The 16,400-nt window shown below is 65.3% G+C and carries 15 protein-coding genes; 13 read left to right on the top strand and 2 right to left on the bottom strand.

Annotation, left to right across the window (positions count from 1 at the left end; genetic code table 11):
* Nucleotides 1-38: 38 nt before the first annotated feature.
* Nucleotides 39-1,958: a molecular chaperone HtpG gene (htpG, locus tag ACP7EY_RS10600; RefSeq protein ID WP_426193243.1), complete on the bottom strand. Its 1,920-nt coding sequence runs from the start codon at nucleotides 1,956-1,958 to the stop codon at nucleotides 39-41.
* A gap of 159 nt (nucleotides 1,959-2,117) precedes the next feature.
* Between htpG and ACP7EY_RS10595 the strand changes: the two genes are divergently transcribed.
* The 11 genes from ACP7EY_RS10595 (at nucleotide 2,118) to ACP7EY_RS10545 (ending at nucleotide 14,207) form a co-directional block, all read left to right on the top strand.
* Nucleotides 2,118-2,579 carry a RidA family protein gene (locus ACP7EY_RS10595; protein WP_426193241.1) on the top strand — a complete coding sequence of 154 codons (462 nt, stop codon included), beginning with the start codon at nucleotides 2,118-2,120 and terminating at the stop codon, nucleotides 2,577-2,579.
* A 128-nt stretch (nucleotides 2,580-2,707) separates the two neighbouring features.
* Complete coding sequence (locus tag ACP7EY_RS10590) at nucleotides 2,708-3,901, top strand: PLP-dependent aminotransferase family protein (RefSeq protein ID WP_426193239.1); 1,194 nt, start codon at nucleotides 2,708-2,710, stop codon at nucleotides 3,899-3,901.
* Between the two features lie 145 nt (nucleotides 3,902-4,046).
* Nucleotides 4,047-5,408, top strand: a complete 1,362-nt coding sequence (locus ACP7EY_RS10585; protein WP_426193237.1) for a diguanylate cyclase — start codon at nucleotides 4,047-4,049, stop codon at nucleotides 5,406-5,408.
* Nucleotides 5,409-5,482: 74 nt separating this feature from the next.
* The gene (gene dapC, locus ACP7EY_RS10580) at nucleotides 5,483-6,733 is read left to right on the top strand and encodes a succinyldiaminopimelate transaminase (RefSeq protein ID WP_426193235.1); all 1,251 of its coding nucleotides are present in this window, start codon (nucleotides 5,483-5,485) and stop codon (nucleotides 6,731-6,733) included.
* Nucleotides 6,734-6,745: 12 nt separating this feature from the next.
* Nucleotides 6,746-7,573, top strand: coding sequence for a 2,3,4,5-tetrahydropyridine-2,6-dicarboxylate N-succinyltransferase (gene dapD, locus ACP7EY_RS10575; RefSeq protein ID WP_426193233.1), 828 nt, complete (start codon nucleotides 6,746-6,748; stop codon nucleotides 7,571-7,573).
* A gap of 11 nt (nucleotides 7,574-7,584) precedes the next feature.
* Nucleotides 7,585-8,733, top strand: a complete 1,149-nt coding sequence (locus tag ACP7EY_RS10570) for a PilT/PilU family type 4a pilus ATPase (protein ID WP_426193231.1) — start codon at nucleotides 7,585-7,587, stop codon at nucleotides 8,731-8,733.
* Nucleotides 8,734-8,909: 176 nt separating this feature from the next.
* Nucleotides 8,910-9,566, top strand: coding sequence for a PEP-CTERM sorting domain-containing protein (locus ACP7EY_RS10565; protein WP_426193229.1), 657 nt, complete (start codon nucleotides 8,910-8,912; stop codon nucleotides 9,564-9,566).
* 180 nt (nucleotides 9,567-9,746) lie between these two features.
* Nucleotides 9,747-10,106: an ArsC family reductase gene (locus ACP7EY_RS10560; protein ID WP_426193227.1), complete on the top strand. Its 360-nt coding sequence runs from the start codon at nucleotides 9,747-9,749 to the stop codon at nucleotides 10,104-10,106.
* Nucleotides 10,103-11,260 (top strand): succinyl-diaminopimelate desuccinylase, encoded by a 1,158-nt coding sequence (gene dapE, locus ACP7EY_RS10555; RefSeq protein WP_426193225.1) that lies wholly within the window; start codon nucleotides 10,103-10,105, stop codon nucleotides 11,258-11,260. The genes ACP7EY_RS10560 and dapE overlap by 4 nt, the downstream gene beginning before the upstream one ends.
* Nucleotides 11,257-12,144: a 50S ribosomal protein L3 N(5)-glutamine methyltransferase gene (prmB, locus tag ACP7EY_RS10550; RefSeq protein WP_426193223.1), complete on the top strand. Its 888-nt coding sequence runs from the start codon at nucleotides 11,257-11,259 to the stop codon at nucleotides 12,142-12,144. Before dapE ends, prmB begins: the two co-directional genes overlap by 4 nt.
* Nucleotides 12,145-12,206: 62 nt before the next feature.
* The gene (locus ACP7EY_RS10545; protein ID WP_426193221.1) at nucleotides 12,207-14,207 is read left to right on the top strand and encodes an ATP-binding cassette domain-containing protein; all 2,001 of its coding nucleotides are present in this window, start codon (nucleotides 12,207-12,209) and stop codon (nucleotides 14,205-14,207) included.
* Between the two features lie 32 nt (nucleotides 14,208-14,239).
* Here the strand turns inward: ACP7EY_RS10545 and ACP7EY_RS10540 are convergent, their stop codons facing one another.
* Nucleotides 14,240-14,710, bottom strand: coding sequence for a chemotaxis protein CheW (locus ACP7EY_RS10540; protein WP_426193219.1), 471 nt, complete (start codon nucleotides 14,708-14,710; stop codon nucleotides 14,240-14,242).
* A 182-nt stretch (nucleotides 14,711-14,892) separates the two neighbouring features.
* On the opposite strand from ACP7EY_RS10540, the gene ACP7EY_RS10535 reads away from it, so the two are divergent.
* On the top strand, nucleotides 14,893-15,996 hold the full coding sequence (locus ACP7EY_RS10535) for an HDOD domain-containing protein (protein WP_426193217.1): 1,104 nt from the start codon (nucleotides 14,893-14,895) through the stop codon (nucleotides 15,994-15,996).
* 2 nt (nucleotides 15,997-15,998) lie between these two features.
* Entirely contained in the window at nucleotides 15,999-16,400 is a 402-nt protein-coding gene (gene arfB / locus ACP7EY_RS10530; protein ID WP_426193215.1) for an alternative ribosome rescue aminoacyl-tRNA hydrolase ArfB, read from the top strand.

The following is a 16,400-nucleotide window of genomic DNA, read 5'->3' as shown; positions in this document are numbered from 1 at the left end:
GCGCCAGCGGCGCCATTTTTTATACTACGGACCAGAAATTACCTGGTCGTCGCCAGCAGCATGTCGTTCATGCGTTTGACGAAGGCCGCCGGGTCGGTCAGATTGCCGCCCTCGGCCAGCAGGGCCTGGTCGAACAGGATATGCGACCAGTCGCCGAAGCGCGCCCCTGCCGCGTCTTCATACTTCAGGCGCTGCACCAGCGGGTGATCCGGGTTGATTTCCAGGATAGGCTTCGATTCCGGCGCATTTTGCCCGGCCGCCTTCAGCATGCGCAGCAGGTTGCCCGACAACTCGTTCTCGTCGGCCACCAGGCAGGCGGGCGAATCGGTCAGGCGGAACGTCACCCGCACGTCCTTGGCCTTGTCGCCCAGCGCCGCCTTCATGTGCTCGACCAGCTCCTTGTACGAGGACTCGGTTTCTTCGTGCTGTTTCTTTTCCGCTTCGTCTTCCAGGCCACCCAGGTCGAGGCCACCCTTGGCCACCGACACCAGTTCCTTGCCCTCGAACTCGGACAGGAACGACAGCATCCACTCATCGACGCGGTCGGTCAGCAACAGCACTTCGACGCCCTTCTTGCGGAAGATTTCCAGGTGCGGACTGTGGCTGGCAGCCACATAGCTCTCGCCCGTCACATAATAAATCTTGTCCTGGCCTTCCTTCATGCGGCCGATGTAGTCGGCCAGCGAGGTGGTCTGCTCGGCATTGCCGTTGACGCTCGAGGCGAAGCGCAGCAGCTTGGCGATGCGGTCCTTGTTGCCGGCGTCCTCGCCGATGCCTTCCTTGAGCACCTGGCCGAATTCGGTCCAGAAGGTGGTGTACTTGTCTTTCTTTTCCTGCTCGTCGGCGTTGGCCAGTTCTTCCAGCATGCCCAGCACGCGCTTGGTCGAGCCTTCGCGGATCACCTTGACATCGCGCGACTCCTGCAGGATTTCCCGCGAGACGTTCAGCGGCAGGTCGTTCGAATCGATCACGCCCTTGATGAAGCGCAGGTAGGCGGGCATGAGCTGTTCAGCGTCGTCCATGATGAACACGCGCTTGACGTACAGCTTGATGCCGCCCCGCTTGCTGCGGTCCCACAGGTCGAACGGCGCCTTGGCCGGCACGTACAGCAGCTGCGTGTACTCGCTTCTGCCTTCCACCCGGTTGTGGGTGAACGTCAGGGGTGCGGAAAAATCGTGCGAGACGTGCTTGTAGAACTCTTCGTACATTTCCGGCGTGACGTCGCTCTTGCTGCGGGCCCACAGGGCGCTGGCCTGGTTGACCGTCTCGTACTCGGTGGTGAGGACGGTTTCGCCCTTCTCTTCGTTCCACTCGTCCTTCAACATCTGGATCGGCAGCGAGATATGGTCGGAGTACTTGCGGATGATCTGCTTGAGCTTCCACGCCGACAGCAGTTCTTCTTCGCCATCGCGCAGGTGCAGGATGATGTCGGTGCCGCGGTTGGGCTTGTCGATCGATTCGACCGAGTAGTCGCCCTCGCCGCGCGACTCCCAGCGCACCCCTTCGGAGGCGAACTCGCCGGCGCGGCGGGTGTTGACGATGATGCGGTCGGCGACGATGAAGCCGGAATAGAAACCCACGCCGAACTGGCCGATCAGGGCCGCATCGGCCTGCTGGTCGCCGGAGAGCTTGCCGAAAAATTCCTTGGTGCCGGACTTGGCGATGGTGCCCAGGTGCGAGATGACTTCTTCGCGGTTCATGCCGATGCCGTTGTCGGACACGGTGATGGTCTTGGCGTCCTTGTCGAAGCTGACGGTGATTTTCAGCTCGTGGTCGTTGCCGTACAAGGCGTCGTTGTTGATCGCCTCGAAGCGCAGCTTGTCGGCGGCATCGGAGGCGTTCGAGATCAATTCACGCAGGAAAATTTCCTTGTTGGAGTACAAGGAGTGGATCATCAACTGCAGCAACTGCTTGACTTCGGCCTGGAATCCAAGGGTTTCTTTTTCGGCGACTGCCATATTATTTCCTCGCGGGATGGTTGAACGGATAGCAGCGATGTGGGGCCCGATGCGGCCGTTTCAAGGGCCATTTGTGCGCGCACCCGCGGCGAACCGGGCAATTCGGGCGCGCGGCGGGGGTACAATATCGGCTTTCCCCACCAGCACGCAGGATTTGCCATGACCGTCTACCAAAAACTCGAAGAGCTCAACATCACCCTGGCGCCGCCGGCCGCGCCGGTCGCCGCCTACGTCATGTACGTCCAGACCGGCAACCTGGTATTTCTGTCGGGTCACATCGCCAAGAACCCGGACGGCAATCCCAACGTGGGCCAACTGGGCACCAACAAGACCACCGCCGAAGGCCAGGCCGCCGCGCGCGCCATCGCCATCGACCTGATGGGCACGCTGCAGGAAGCCTGCGGCGGCGACCTGACGCGCGTCAAGCGCGTGGTTAAGCTGATGAGCCTGGTAAATTCCAGCGCCGAGTTCACCGAGCACCACCTGGTCACCAACGGCGCCTCTGAGCTGATCGGCGAAGTGTTCGGCGACGCCGGCAAGCACGCCCGCTCCGCCTTCGGCGTGGCGCAGATTCCCCGCGGCGCCTGCGTGGAAATCGAAATGATCGTCGAGATCGCCTAAGGGCCCGTCCCGGCACCGCCGACACCGCATTCCCCGGCGCTGCCCACCCGGCGGCGCCGTCTACCGGGCCGCCTACCCGGCAGCCCCTGACCCGCCGCCCTACCCGGTGGCATCCTGCGCGAGACCTCATGAAACTTCAACACCCCAATCCCATCGAGTGGCACTTTTCCGAACGCGCGGCGAACATGCAAAGTTCGTTCATCCGCGAAATCCTCAAGATCACCCAGCGCCCCGAGATCATCTCGTTCGCCGGCGGCCTGCCCTCGTCGGCCACCTTCCCCGTCGAAGAGATGAAAGCCTCGTTCGACCGCGTGCTCACCACCAGCGGCAAGACGGCGCTGCAGTACGGCCCCACCGACGGCTTCCCGCCCCTGCGCGAATGGATCGCCAATTCGCTCTCGACCAGCGACTGCACGATCGCCCCCGAACAGGTATTGATGACGTCCGGCTCGCAGCAGGCCCTCGACCTGCTCGGTAAAGTGCTGATCGACGAAGGCAGCCGCGTGCTGGTGGAAACCCCCAGCTACCTGGGCGCGCTGCAGGCGTTTTCCGTCTACCGTCCCGAATTTGCCGCCGTCGACACCGACGACGATGGCCTGGTGCCGTCCTCGATCGCCGCCGTCGCCGAAGGCGCGCGCATGCTGTACGCGCTGCCGAACTTCCAGAACCCCACCGGCCGCAGCCTGTCGGTGGCGCGCCGCCAGGAGCTCGTCGAGACCTGCGCCCGCCACAACCTGCCGCTGATCGAGGACGATCCTTACGGCGCCCTGAGCTACAAGGGCGAGCCGTTCCCGAAGATGCTCAATATGCACCCGGACGGCGTCATCTACATGGGCTCGTTCTCGAAGGTGCTCACCCCCGGCATCCGCCTCGGCTATGTGGTGGCGCCGCTGCCGCTGGTGCGCCGCCTCGAACTGGCCAAGCAGGCCGCCGACCTGCACACGGCCCAGCTGACCCAGATGGTGGTGCATGACGTGATCAAGGACGGTTTTCTCGATCGTCACATCCCCACCATCCGCGCCCTCTACGCCAGCCAGTGCCAGGCCATGCTCGACGCCATGGCGACGAGCTTCCCCGCCGGCGTGCACTGGACCAAACCGGAAGGCGGCATGTTCATCTGGGTGACCCTGCCCAAGCACATCGACGCCATGCAACTGCTCGACCAGGCCATCGCCGCCAAGGTCGCCTTCGTGCCGGGCGCGCCGTTCTACGCCAACGACCCCGCCAGCAACACCCTGCGCCTGTCGTTTGTAACGGTTACACCGGAGCGTATCCGCGAAGGCATCGCCATCCTGGGCAAGCTGATCGCTGCACTGGTGTAAGGCGCACACGCCACTGCCGCAGGGCTGCGGCGGCGCGGCGCGCCGCCGCAGCTTGTAATCAGTTGCAATATAGCAACGTAAAAAACTAACTAAGCGGCAACATAAATTCCCTTGGGAGATGACATGGGGGTATGATCCTCAAGCCATGCACCCCACCGCCCCCATCGCGAGCGTCCCGCCGCGCCAGCCCGCCATCCTGATCGTCGACGACGCCCCGGATCACCTGGCGGCGTTGCGCGCGATGATGGCCCAGCAGGGTTACCAGACCTTCGTCGCCACCACCGGCCAGCGCGCGCTCACCATTGCCCAGCGCGTCTATCCCGACCTGATCCTGCTCGACGTCATCATGCCCGGCATGGACGGCTTCGAAACCTGCCGCCGCCTCAAGGAGCATCCGAACACCCAGCATATCCCGGTGATTTTCATGAGCGCGCGCGCCGACACCGACGACATCGTCGCCGGTTTCGACAGCGGCGCCGCCGACTTCATCGGCAAGCCGCTGCGGATGGGCGAAGTGGTGGCGCGCGTGCGCGCCCAGCTGCATGTACGTGGCAACAACCAGGTCCACAAGGAACAGGCCGACCGCCTGCGCACCATCGTCAACTCGATGGACGAAGGGCTGCTGGTGATCGAGTCGGGCGGGCGCATCCAGTATGCCAACCCGGCCGCCGAGCGCCACCTGGGCTTCGGGCCGAACGAACTGGCCGGCTCGCTGCTGCACGAACTGCTGGGCGCGCCCCTGGCCGCCGACTACCTGGGCTACTTCGCCGCCTGCGAGGCCGACCCGGGCCGCGCCATCCAGGCCAGCCCGCGCGAAGTGATGGTGCGCCTGCGCGACGGCGCCCTGCGCGCGATGGATTTTTCCGTCACGCCGATGAACGCCGTCGAGCAGCTCTACGTGGGGCTGCTGCATGACATCACCCGCCACAAGCAGTCGGAAACGGCGCTGCAGCAGGCCGCCATGATCGACCAGCTGACCCAGATCGCCAACCGGCGCCGCTTCGACAACTTCCTCGACCAGGAATGGCACCGCGCCATGCGCAGCGGGCAGGAACTGTCGCTGGTGGTGCTCGACGTCGACCATTTCAAGCTCTACAACGACACCCTCGGCCACGCCGCCGGCGACGCCTGCCTGCAGCAGGTGGCCGCCGCCCTGCAGTCGCGGGCGCTGCGCGCGACCGACCTGGCGGCCCGCTACGGCGGCGAAGAGTTCGTGCTGCTGTTTGCCGACACGCCCCTCGAGAGCGCCCTGATGCTGGCCGAGTCGATCCGCGCCGCCATCGAGGCGCTGGCGCTGCCCCACCCCCGTTCCCCGACCAGCGCCTCGCTGACGGTGAGCGTGGGGGTGGCCAGCGTGACGCCCACCCAGTACGACCGCATCGACGAATTTTTCGTCGCCGCCGACCGCATGATGTATGCGGCCAAGGAGGCCGGCCGCAACCGCGTGATGGCGACCACCCGCGACGGGCTGTTGTGGGAGTCGGCCAGCACCCATGTGATGATGTAGGATGGCGGGGCGGTCCGCGACGCTGGCGCGCCGGCGCGTTTATAATCACGCTTCACTTCCCGCCTGGTACCGCCGTGAACCCTCATCTCGACCTGCTGCACCCCTACCCGTTTGAAAAGCTGCGCCAGCTGTTTGCCGGCGTCACGCCGAACCCGGCGTTTGCCCCCATCAGCCTGGGCATCGGCGAACCGAAGCACCCCACCCCGGCCTTCATCGAGCGCGCGCTGATCCACAATGTGCAGGGCCTGGCCAACTACCCCAGCACGCTGGGCGGCGAGCCCCTGCGCGCGGCCATCGCCCACTGGCTCGAACGGCGCTACGGCGTGCCGCCGCTCGACGCGGCCAGCCAGGTGCTGCCCGTGAACGGCTCGCGCGAGGCCCTGTTCGGCATCGCCCATTGCGTGATCGACCCCAGTGCCGCCAGCAGCGCCGGCAAGCCGCTGGTGGTGTGCCCCAACCCGTTCTACCAGATCTACGAAGGGGCGGCCTACCTGGCCGGCGCCGAGCCGTATTTCGTCAACTCCGAGCCAGCCCGCAATTTCGCCTGCGACTACGCCAGCGTGCCGCCGGCCGTGTGGCAGCGCACCCAGTTGCTGTACCTGTGCAGCCCCGGCAACCCGACCGGCGCCACCGTCTCGCTCGACGACTGGAAGCTGCTGTTCGAACTGGCCGACCGCCACGATTTCCTGATCGCCGCCGACGAGTGCTACTCGGAGATTTACCACACCAGCGACGCGCCGCTGGGCGCGCTGGAGGCGGCCCACCGGCTCGGCCGCGCCGACGGCGCCCATCCGTACCGCCGGCTGGTGGTGTTCTCGAGCCTGTCGAAGCGCTCGAACGTGCCGGGCATGCGCTCGGGCTTTGTCGCCGGCGACGCGGCCGTGCTGAAAAAATTCCTGCTCTACCGTACCTACAGCGGTGGCGCCATGGCGCCGCCCGTGCAGGCGGCCTCGATCGCCGCCTGGAACGACGAAGAGCACGTCCAGGAAAACCGCAACAAGTACCGCGAAAAATTCCACCTGGTCACGCCGCTGCTGCGCCAGGTGCTCGACGTCGAACTGCCCGATGCCGGCTTCTACCTGTGGGCCGACGTGCGCCGCAGCGGCCTGTCCGACACCGAGTTTGCCCGCCGCCTGTACGCCGACTACAATGTGACGGTGCTGCCCGGCAGCTACCTGGCGCGCGACGCCCACGGCGTCAATCCCGGCCAGGGCCGCGTGCGCATGGCGCTGGTGGCCGAAGTCGACGAAGGCCTCGAAGCGGCCCAGCGTATCGTTTTGTTCTGCAACTCCCTCCCCTCGCATTCCACCATCACCACTTCTTGAACGACGACGACCATGACCCAACAACTGCAAACCCTCATCGACACCGCCTGGGAACAGCGCGCCGACATCAATCCCGCCAACGGCAGCGCTGAACTGCGCGAAGCGGTCGGCCACGTCATCGCCGGCCTGGACGACGGCAGCATGCGCGTGGCGCAAAAAGACAGCGGCGACTGGGTGGTCAACCAGTGGATCAAGAAAGCGGTCCTGCTCTCGTTCCGCCTCGAGAACAACGCCGTGATGGCCGGCGACGGCACCATGCAGTTCTACGACAAGGTTCCCACCAAGTTCGCCAGCTACACGGCCGAGGATTTCGCCCGCGGCGGCTTTCGCGTGGTGCCGCCGGCCGTCGCCCGCCGTGGCAGCTTCATCGCCAGGAACGTCGTGCTGATGCCGTCCTACGTCAACATCGGCGCCTACGTCGATGAAGGCGCCATGATCGACACCTGGGCCACGGTCGGTTCGTGCGCGCAGATCGGCAAGAACGTCCACCTGTCGGGCGGCGTCGGCATCGGCGGCGTGCTCGAACCGATGCAGGCCAACCCCACCATCATCGAAGACAACTGCTTCATCGGCGCCCGCTCGGAGATCGTCGAAGGCGTCATCGTCGAAGAAAATTCCGTCATTTCGATGGGCGTCTACATCGGCCAGTCGACCAAGATCTACGACCGCGCCACCGGCGAAGTGACGTATGGCCGGGTGCCGGCCGGTTCCGTCGTGGTGTCGGGCAACCTGCCGTCGAGCGATGGCAGCTACAGCCTGTACTGCGCCGTCATCGTCAAGCGGGTCGACGCCAAGACGCGCGCCAAGACGGGCATCAACGAACTGCTGCGCGGCATCTAAGGAGACCCCTCATGGCGATGGACCGCTTGTTCCAGCTGATGAAAGAGAAGAACGCCTCGGACATGTTCTTCGCCGTGAACTCTCCCGTGCACATCAAGATCAATGGCAACCTGATTCCCATCAATCAGCAAAAGCTCGAGCCCGACAACGTCATCGCCCTGCTGGCGGAAATCGCCAGCCCCGCGCAGATGGAGGAACTCGAGCGCACCAACGAGCTCAACATGGGGATCTCGGTGCCCCGACTGGGTCGCTTCCGGCTGTCGGCATTCCGCCAGCGGGGCTCGATCTCGGCCGTGTTCCGCTTCGTGCCGGCGAATATTCCGCCCTTGGGCGAACTGGGCCTGCCACCCGTGCTGGCCGAGCTGATCATGGAAAAACGCGGCCTGCTGCTGCTCGTCGGCGCCACCGGCTCGGGCAAGTCGACCACCATCGCCGCCATGCTGGACTACCGCAACGAACTGCGCGCCGGCCACATCCTCACGCTCGAAGACCCCATCGAGTACCTGTTCAAGAACAAGAAATCGCTGGTCAACCAGCGCGAAATCGGCAGCGATGCGGACAGCTTCGCCACCGCCCTGCGCAATTCGATGCGCCAGGCGCCCGATTGCATCCTGATCGGCGAGATCCGCGACAAGGACACCATGGCCGCCGCCCTGGCCTACGCGCAATCGGGCCACCTGGTGCTGGCGACCTTACATGCCAACAACAGCTACAACGCCCTCAACCGCATCATCAGTTTCTATCCCATCGAAAACCGCGCCGCGCTGCTGCAGGATCTGTCGTCGGCCGTCAATGCCATCGTCTCGCAGCGCCTGGTGCGCGCCGCCGCCGGCGGCATGCGCCAGGCCGCCGTCGAAGTGATGGTCAACACCCGCTACATCGCCGACCTGATCGAGAAGGGCGACATCAGCCAGATCAAGGACGCGATGGAAAAAAGCCTGTCGCCCGGCTCGCAAACCTTCGAGGGCGCGCTGCTGCAACTGGTGCACGCGGGCCTGGTGACGCAGGAAGAAGCACTGGCCAACGCCGACTCGGCCACCAACCTGCTCTGGCTGCTCAATAACGGCACCGAGAAGGGACCGAAAATGGCGCCGGAGCCCGATCCCGCCGCGGCGTTCGACCGGGGCCCCTCGTTCACGGAATTTACCTTGAATACCTGAGCTGGCAGGGCCCGCCCTGCCAGGCGCACAAGCATGCGAGCGGCCCACCCGACAATCGCTGTCGATAATCTTTACACGTGGCATGTAATATTTCCATAAGTCATTGATTTTGTTGCTTGGCACATATTATGCTTATGCAATAGAAAGAAATTTTCAATTACTTACCGGGATCTCAGATGAAACAACTCGCCGCTGCCCTGCTCGCCATTTTCGCCATGTCGACCGCTCACGCCAATGTCGTCGTGACCAACACCACCCAGAACAACACGGGCTTTGTCGTGTCGAACACGGACTTGCTGCAAACGCAGCTGGCGACCAAGCTTGCGTCCGGCAATTTTTCCATCGAAGGCAGCAACGGCACGGTCGCATTTAATAACGGTATCTTCGGCGCGCAAGGCAATCCCGGCAGCGGCGAAGCGGCCACCGGCAACGGCAACAGCATCACCTTTTTCCTCAACGGTGCATATAACCTGCGCTCGATCGACTCGTATGCCGGCTGGGATGCTTACCGCGGCGGCCAGAGCTACAATGTGTTCTACGCCACCCTGGCCACCCCTGCCAACTACGTCCTGCTCGCCAGCGTATTTAACGACGCCATTGGCGCGGGGATCGGCAACACCAACACCCGGGCCAACATTGTCAGCGACAGCGGATATCTCGCCAGCAACGTGACGAGCTTGCGCTTTGAATTCAATAACAATCTGACCGAAGGCTACAACGGTTACCGTGAAATCGACGTGCAAGGCAGCGCCGTGCCGGAGCCGGGCAGCATGGCCCTGCTGGGCCTGGGCTTGGCCGGCCTGGCGGCCCTGGGCCGGCGCAAGCAAGGCTGAACCGCATGGTCTTGTAGCAGGACATGAAAAGCCCCGACCGGGGCTTTTTTACCGCCTGGCCGCCGGCGCCCTATGCGGCATGGCTATGGTATCCTGCCCATTTCCCCTGACACACCCGCGACGCCCACGCCAGGACCTCCCGGCGCGCCTGGCGCGCGCACGATCACCTTGAGCGAGCCCATGAGCCTCACCCTGTACGGCATCCCCAATTGCGACACCGTCAAAAAAGCCCGCACCTGGCTGGCCGACAACGGCATTGACTTCACGTTTCACGACTTCAAAAAGCAGCCTCTTGCGCACGACACCGTGGCCGCCTGGCTGACCGACGCGCACTGGGACGTGCTGGTCAACCGCAAGGGCACCACCTGGCGCAAGCTCGACGAGGCGGCCAGGGCCGCTGTCGTCGACGCCGACAGCGCGCTGGCGCTGATGCTGGCGCAGCCGTCCGTCATCAAGCGCCCCGTGCTGGCCGGCGCCGGCCCCCTGCAAGTGGGCTTTTCGGCCGAGCGCTACGGCGCGCTGTTCGCGCCCGGCGCATGAGCGCGTCGGCCACCCTGGCGCTGGCCGTCGAGCTGATCGCCCGCAACTCCGTCACGCCGCAGGACGGCCACTGCCAGCAGCGCCTGATCGAACTGCTCGAGCCGCTCGGCTTCGTCTGCGAAACCATCGCTTCGAACGGCGTCACCAACCTGTGGGCGCGGCGCGGCAGCGCGGCGCCCCTGTTCGTCTTCGCCGGCCATACCGACGTGGTGCCGCCCGGCCCGGCCGGCCAGTGGAGCTCGGCGCCCTTCGTTCCCACCATCCGCGATGGCAAATTGTTTGGCCGCGGCGCGGCCGACATGAAAACCTCACTCGCGGCCATGGTGGTGGCCTGCCAGGAGTTCGTCGCCGGCCACCCCGACCACCGCGGCTCGATCGGTTTTCTCATCACCAGCGACGAGGAAGGCGCGGCCGTCGACGGCACCGTCGTGGTCTGCCAGCGCCTGCAGGCACGGGGAGAGGTGCTCGACTACTGCCTGGTGGGCGAGCCCACCGCCAACGCCGTGCTGGGCGACACCATCAAGAACGGCCGCCGCGGTTCGCTCTCGGGCCACCTGCTGGTACAGGGCGTGCAGGGCCACATCGCCTATCCGCAGCTGGCCTGCAACCCGATTCACCAGGCGGCGCCCGCGCTGGCCGAGCTGGTGGCCGAACAGTGGGACGCCGGCAACGACTACTACCTGCCGACCTCGTTTCAGATTTCGACCATCAACGCCGGCACGGGCGCCAACAACGTCATCCCCGGCAGCCTTGCGCTCGACTTCAATTTTCGTTTTTCCACCGCCAGCGAGCCGGACGCGCTGCGCCGGCGCGTGCACGCCATCCTCGACCGCCATGGCCTGGCCTGCACGATCGACTGGACCTTGTCCGGCCTGCCCTTCCTCACCGAACGGGGCGCCTTGTCCGAGGCGGTCGCCGCCGCCATCTACGCCGAACTCGATGTGCGCACCGAACTGTCGACCACGGGCGGCACCTCCGACGGCCGCTTCATCGCCCGCATCTGCCCGCAGGTGATAGAATGCGGCCCTCCGAACGCCAGCATCCACAAGATCGATGAACACATCGAGCTGCGTTTCATCGACCCGCTGAAGAACATCTACCGGCGCACGCTGGAACAGCTGCTGGCCCATGCTCCCGACCGAGAACTGCCATGATCACGACACCGTTTTCCACCCCGCGCGACCTGCTGCGCCATGCCGTCAGCCGTTTTAACGCCGCCAAGCTGTTTTTCGGCCACGGCAGCAGCGACGCCCTCGATGAAGCGGCCTACCTGATCCTGCACACGCTGCACCTGCCGCTCGACAAGCTCGATCCCTTTCTCGACGCCAAACTGCTGCCCGAAGAAGTGCACCAGGTGCTGGCGGTGATCGAGCGGCGCGCCGTCGCTCGCGTGCCGGCCGCCTACATCACCCACCAGGCCTGGCTGGGCAGCTATGCCTTTTATGTCGACGAGCGGGTGCTGGTGCCGCGTTCCTTCATCGCCGAACTGATTCCCGAATCATTCTCGCCGTGGGTGGAAGACGCCTTCGCCGTCGACAATATCCTCGAACTGTGCACGGGATCGGGCTGCCTGGCCATCATGATGGCCGACGCCTTCCCCAACAGCGTCGTCGACGCCATCGACATTTCCACCGATGCCCTGGCCGTGGCCGAACAGAACATCCGCGACTACAAGCTCGAAGGCCGGGTCAACCCGATCGCCTCCGACCTGTACGCCAACGTGCCGTTCAAAAAATACGACCTGATCGTCAGCAATCCGCCGTACGTGAACTCGGCATCGATGGCGGCGCTGCCGCCCGAATACCTGCACGAGCCGCAGATCGGCCTGGCCGGCGGCGACGATGGCATGGACCTGGTGCGCAAGATCGTCGAAGGCGCGGCCGACTACCTCACGCCGAACGGCATCCTGATGGTCGAAATCGGCAATGAGCGCGAGTACGCCGAAGCGGCCTTCGGCCACCTGGGCCTGACCTGGGTGACCACCAGCGCCGGCGACGACATGGTGTTTTTGCTCAGCGCCGACCAGTTACGTAAATAAACCCCACGCGAGCGGCCGGCAGCTGCCAGCCGCTCCCAACGCAATCAAGAGAAAAGAACCGCATGATCCGCTTTATCAATGTGAGCCTGATGCGCGGCACCAAGCCGCTGCTCGAAAACGTCGACGTGACCCTCAACCCCGGCGACAAGATCGGCCTGATCGGGGCCAACGGCGCTGGCAAATCGAGCCTGTTCGGCATGCTGCGCGGCGAGATTCATGCGGACCAGGGCGAGATCGACTTCCCCGCCAAGTGGCGCATGGCTTACGTGGCGCAGGAAACCCCGCCGCTCGAGCGCGCCGCCCTCGACTACGCCATCGATGGCGACGTCAACCTGCGCCGCCTGGAAGAGGAACTGGCGCGCCTGGAAGGCGAAGCGCCGACCACGGAAAACGGCATTGCCATCGGCGAGATCTACAGCGCGCTGGCCGACGCCGACGCCTACACGGTGAACTCGCGCGGCGAGCAACTGCTGCTGGGCCTGGGCTTTTCGCTCGACCAGATGCAGCAGCCGATCGCCAGCTTCTCGGGCGGCTGGCGGATGCGCCTGAACCTGGCGCAGGCGCTGATGTGCCCGTCGGACCTGCTGCTGCTCGATGAACCGACCAATCACCTCGACCTCGACGCCATCATCTGGCTGGAAGACTGGTTGAAACGCTACCCGGGCACCTTGATCATCATCTCGCACGATCGCGACTTCCTCGACGAGATCTGCAACGTCATCGTCCACATCGACGAGCGCAAGCTCAAACGTTATTCCGGCAATTACTCGAGCTTCGAGCGCCAGCGCGCCGCCCAGATGATCCTGGCCGCCGGCACGCTGGAAAAGCAGACGCGCCAGCGCGCCCACCTGGAGTCCTTCGTCAACCGCTTCAAGGCGCAGGCCTCGAAAGCGCGCCAGGCGCAAAGCCGCATGAAGGCGCTGGCGAAGATGGAAGAACTGGCGCCCCTGCGCGCCGCCGCCGAATTCTCGTTCGAGTTCCGCGAGCCGCTGGCCGCGCCGAACCCGCTGCTGGTGATGGAAGACGTCAACGCCGGCTATCCCATCCTCGACGCCCACGGCGACCAGGTGGGTGCCAAGACGATCGTCTCGAACATCAAGTTTTCGCTGCAGATCGGCCAGCGCATCGGCCTGTTGGGCGTGAACGGCGCCGGCAAGTCGACCCTGATCAAGACCATCGCCGGCGAAATCGCGCCGCTGACGGGCGACGCCACCACCGGCAAGGGCCTGTCGATCGGCTACTTCGCCCAGCACCAGGTGGAAATGCTGCGCCACGACGAATCGCCCCTGTGGCACCTGGCGAAAATCGCTCCCAACGTGCGCGAGCAGGAACTGCGCAATTTCCTGGGCGGCTTCAACTTCCCCGGCACCATGGTCACCAGTTCGATCGCGCCCTTCTCGGGCGGCGAAAAGGCGCGCCTGGCGCTGGCCCTGATCGTCTGGCAGCGGCCCAACTTGCTGCTGCTCGATGAACCGACCAATCACCTGGACCTGGAAACGCGCGAAGCGCTGACCATGGCGCTGGCCCAGTTCGAAGGCACACTGGTGGTGGTATCGCACGATCGCCACCTGCTGCGCGCCACCACCGACCAGTTCATCATCGTCGCCGACGGCCGCCTGCAGCCGTTCGACGGCGACCTCGACGACTACAAGGACTGGCTGTTCCAGACCAAGCTGGGCAAAGGCACCACGGTGCTGCCGGCGGCGGGCAAGGACAACAAGGCCGACTTCCCCGTGCAGTCGAGCGTGGCGGCACCGAGCGCGGCGCCGGTGGTCAACACCAAGGAGCAGAAACGGGTGGAAGCGGAGCAGCGCCAGAAAGTGGCGGCGCTGAAAAAACCCATCGAGGGCAAGATCAAGCGGCTCGAAGAGCAGATCGCCAAGCGCAATGGCCAGAAGGGCGAAGTCGACGCCAAGCTGGGCGAATCGAGCATCTACGACGCCGCCAACAAGGCAAAACTGAAGCAACTGCTGGCGGACCAGACCTTTTTCAGCAAGGACCTGGCGCAACTGGAAGGGGAATGGCTGGCCTTGCAGGAACAACTCGAGAGCATCGCCGCCTGACCGGTCCGGCGCGGCGTGGCGCGGTAGGCAGCTCAGGCAGCCTGCACCGCGCCCTTGCCGCCCACCCGGCGGATCGACATCAGGCGGTCGATATCGACCAGGATCAGGCGCCGACCGTCGCATTCGCCCAGTCCCAGCAGATATTCGACCGCGCCCGCGCCGGGAATGGCCTGGATCTGCGTGGCGTCGAGCCACACCACGTCGGTGACGCCATCGACCACCATGCCCATCACGCAGTTCGACAATTGCAGGATGATGACATCGGTCAGGGGCGGCGCCACCGGGGCGCTGCCGGCCACGGCCACGCGCATGTCGACGATGGGCATGATGACGCCGCGCGAGACGGCGACCCCGCTGATGATCTCGCCCTCGGAGGCGAAGCGCTCGAGCGACTTGAGAACGCGGCACTCCTTGACCTTGCTGAAGTCGAGACCATATTCCAGCCCGCCAAGCTGGAAACTCAGGTATTGCATACGGCTTGGGGCGACGTTCGATTTCGACATGGCAGACCTTCCTCCGGAAAAAAAGCACCGCTGCAGCAACCTCCCATCGTAGTCGCTGCCCGCCAGGGCAAGTTGAGGGCGATCAAAGTTTCCACAAGCCATTGCCTTGCGCCGTCTCGGGAAGGCTTTACAATGCGGGAACGATATTCCGTCGATAACATGACGTACTCTAAAGGATAACGATGTTTCAGTGGCTGCAGCGCCTGTTCTCAGCGTCTCCGGGCGCGGCCGCGCGGCCGCTCGCGCCGCCAGCACCGCCCATGGGCGCGGACGCGGCTGCACCTGCCGCTGCTGCCGCTGCCGCTGCCGCGGTGGCGGCCGATCCGGCGCCGCGCGGCGCGCCCCGCGCCGCCGTCTCGTTCGACCAGCAGGACCGCGTTAGCCACCTCTACAACCACTGGCTGTTCGACACCGTCGGCGAAGCCGCCTTCGACACCAGCGAACTGGAAGTGCAGGTGCTCGATGCCCTCGCCGCCATCATCGGCGCCCAGCAGTCGGGCGCGGCGCTGGTGCGGCGCATGCCGGGCATGCTGCCGCAACTGCTGCAAAGCCTGCGCAGCGATAATTTTTCCGGCACCCAGCTGGCGCGTACCATTTCCGCCGACGTGGTGCTGGTGGCGGCCGTGATCCGCATGGCCAACAGCTCGCTGATCGGCACCGGCAGCCAGATTACCAGCGTCGAGCACGCTGTCATGCTGATCGGCCAGGAGGGCTTGCGCCACCTGATCACCAGTGTCGCCTTCCGCCCCATCATCGACATGCACTCGGGGCACTACACGCGCCGCCTGGCACCGCGTATCTGGGATCAGTCCGAGCGGGTGGCGGTGGCCAACCGCCAGCTGGCCGAAGCGCTGGGCATCGATCCCTTCGAAGCCTTCCTGGCCGGGCTGGTGCAGCACGTGGGCCTGATTGTCGCCCTGCGCGTGATGGACCAGATCGCCAAGGACGACCGCAGCCTGGGCTCGGAGCTGTTCTGCGCCGAGCTGCTGCGCCAGACCCGCAGCCTGACCTGCGCCATCGGCCGCGAGTGGAGCTTCCCCGACTCGGTCACGCTGGCCATCGCCGAGCAGGGCGGCATGAAGAAGGGCGCGCTCATTTCGCCGCTGGGCCGCCTGCTCACCGTCACCGACTACCTGGGCAAGCTGCGCATCCTGGTCGAACACGAGCGCGCCCTGTTCAACGATCCGGCGCTGTTCGGCAGCCTGCCCCCGTATGCGGGCCAGGCCTACCGGATGCTGGCCGCGCTCGACGATGCGCTGCCGGCGCCCGCCACCGGCGCGCCGTAAGCATGACCAGCCTGGCCATCGATCCGGCCGAAGTGGACTTCTCGGCCATCCGCGCCCAGGGTCCGGGCGGGCAGAACGTCAACAAGGTATCGTGCGCCGTGCACCTGCGCTTCGCGGTGGCCGCTTCGTCGCTGCCGCAGCCTGTCAAGGAGCGCCTGCTGGCGCTGGCCGACAGCCGCATCACCCGCGACGGCGTGGTGGTGCTCAAGGCGCAGCAGTCGCGCAGCCTGGAGCAGAACAAGGCCGACGGCTTGCGCCGCCTGCAGGAACTTGTCGACAGCGTGGCCCAGGCGCCGCTGGCGCGGCGCGCCACCAAGCCCACCTACGGCTCGCAGCGCCGCCGGCTTGAATCAAAGACCCGCAGCGGCGCCACCAAGGCGCTGCGCGGCAAAGTGCGCGACTGA

This window comes from Massilia sp. DWR3-1-1, from assembly GCF_049898325.1.
In the GTDB taxonomy this organism is placed as follows: domain Bacteria; phylum Pseudomonadota; class Gammaproteobacteria; order Burkholderiales; family Burkholderiaceae_D; genus JAFCUW01.
Note: the sequence above shows the minus strand (reverse complement) of the source record. Positions and strands in the feature narration are given on the sequence as shown.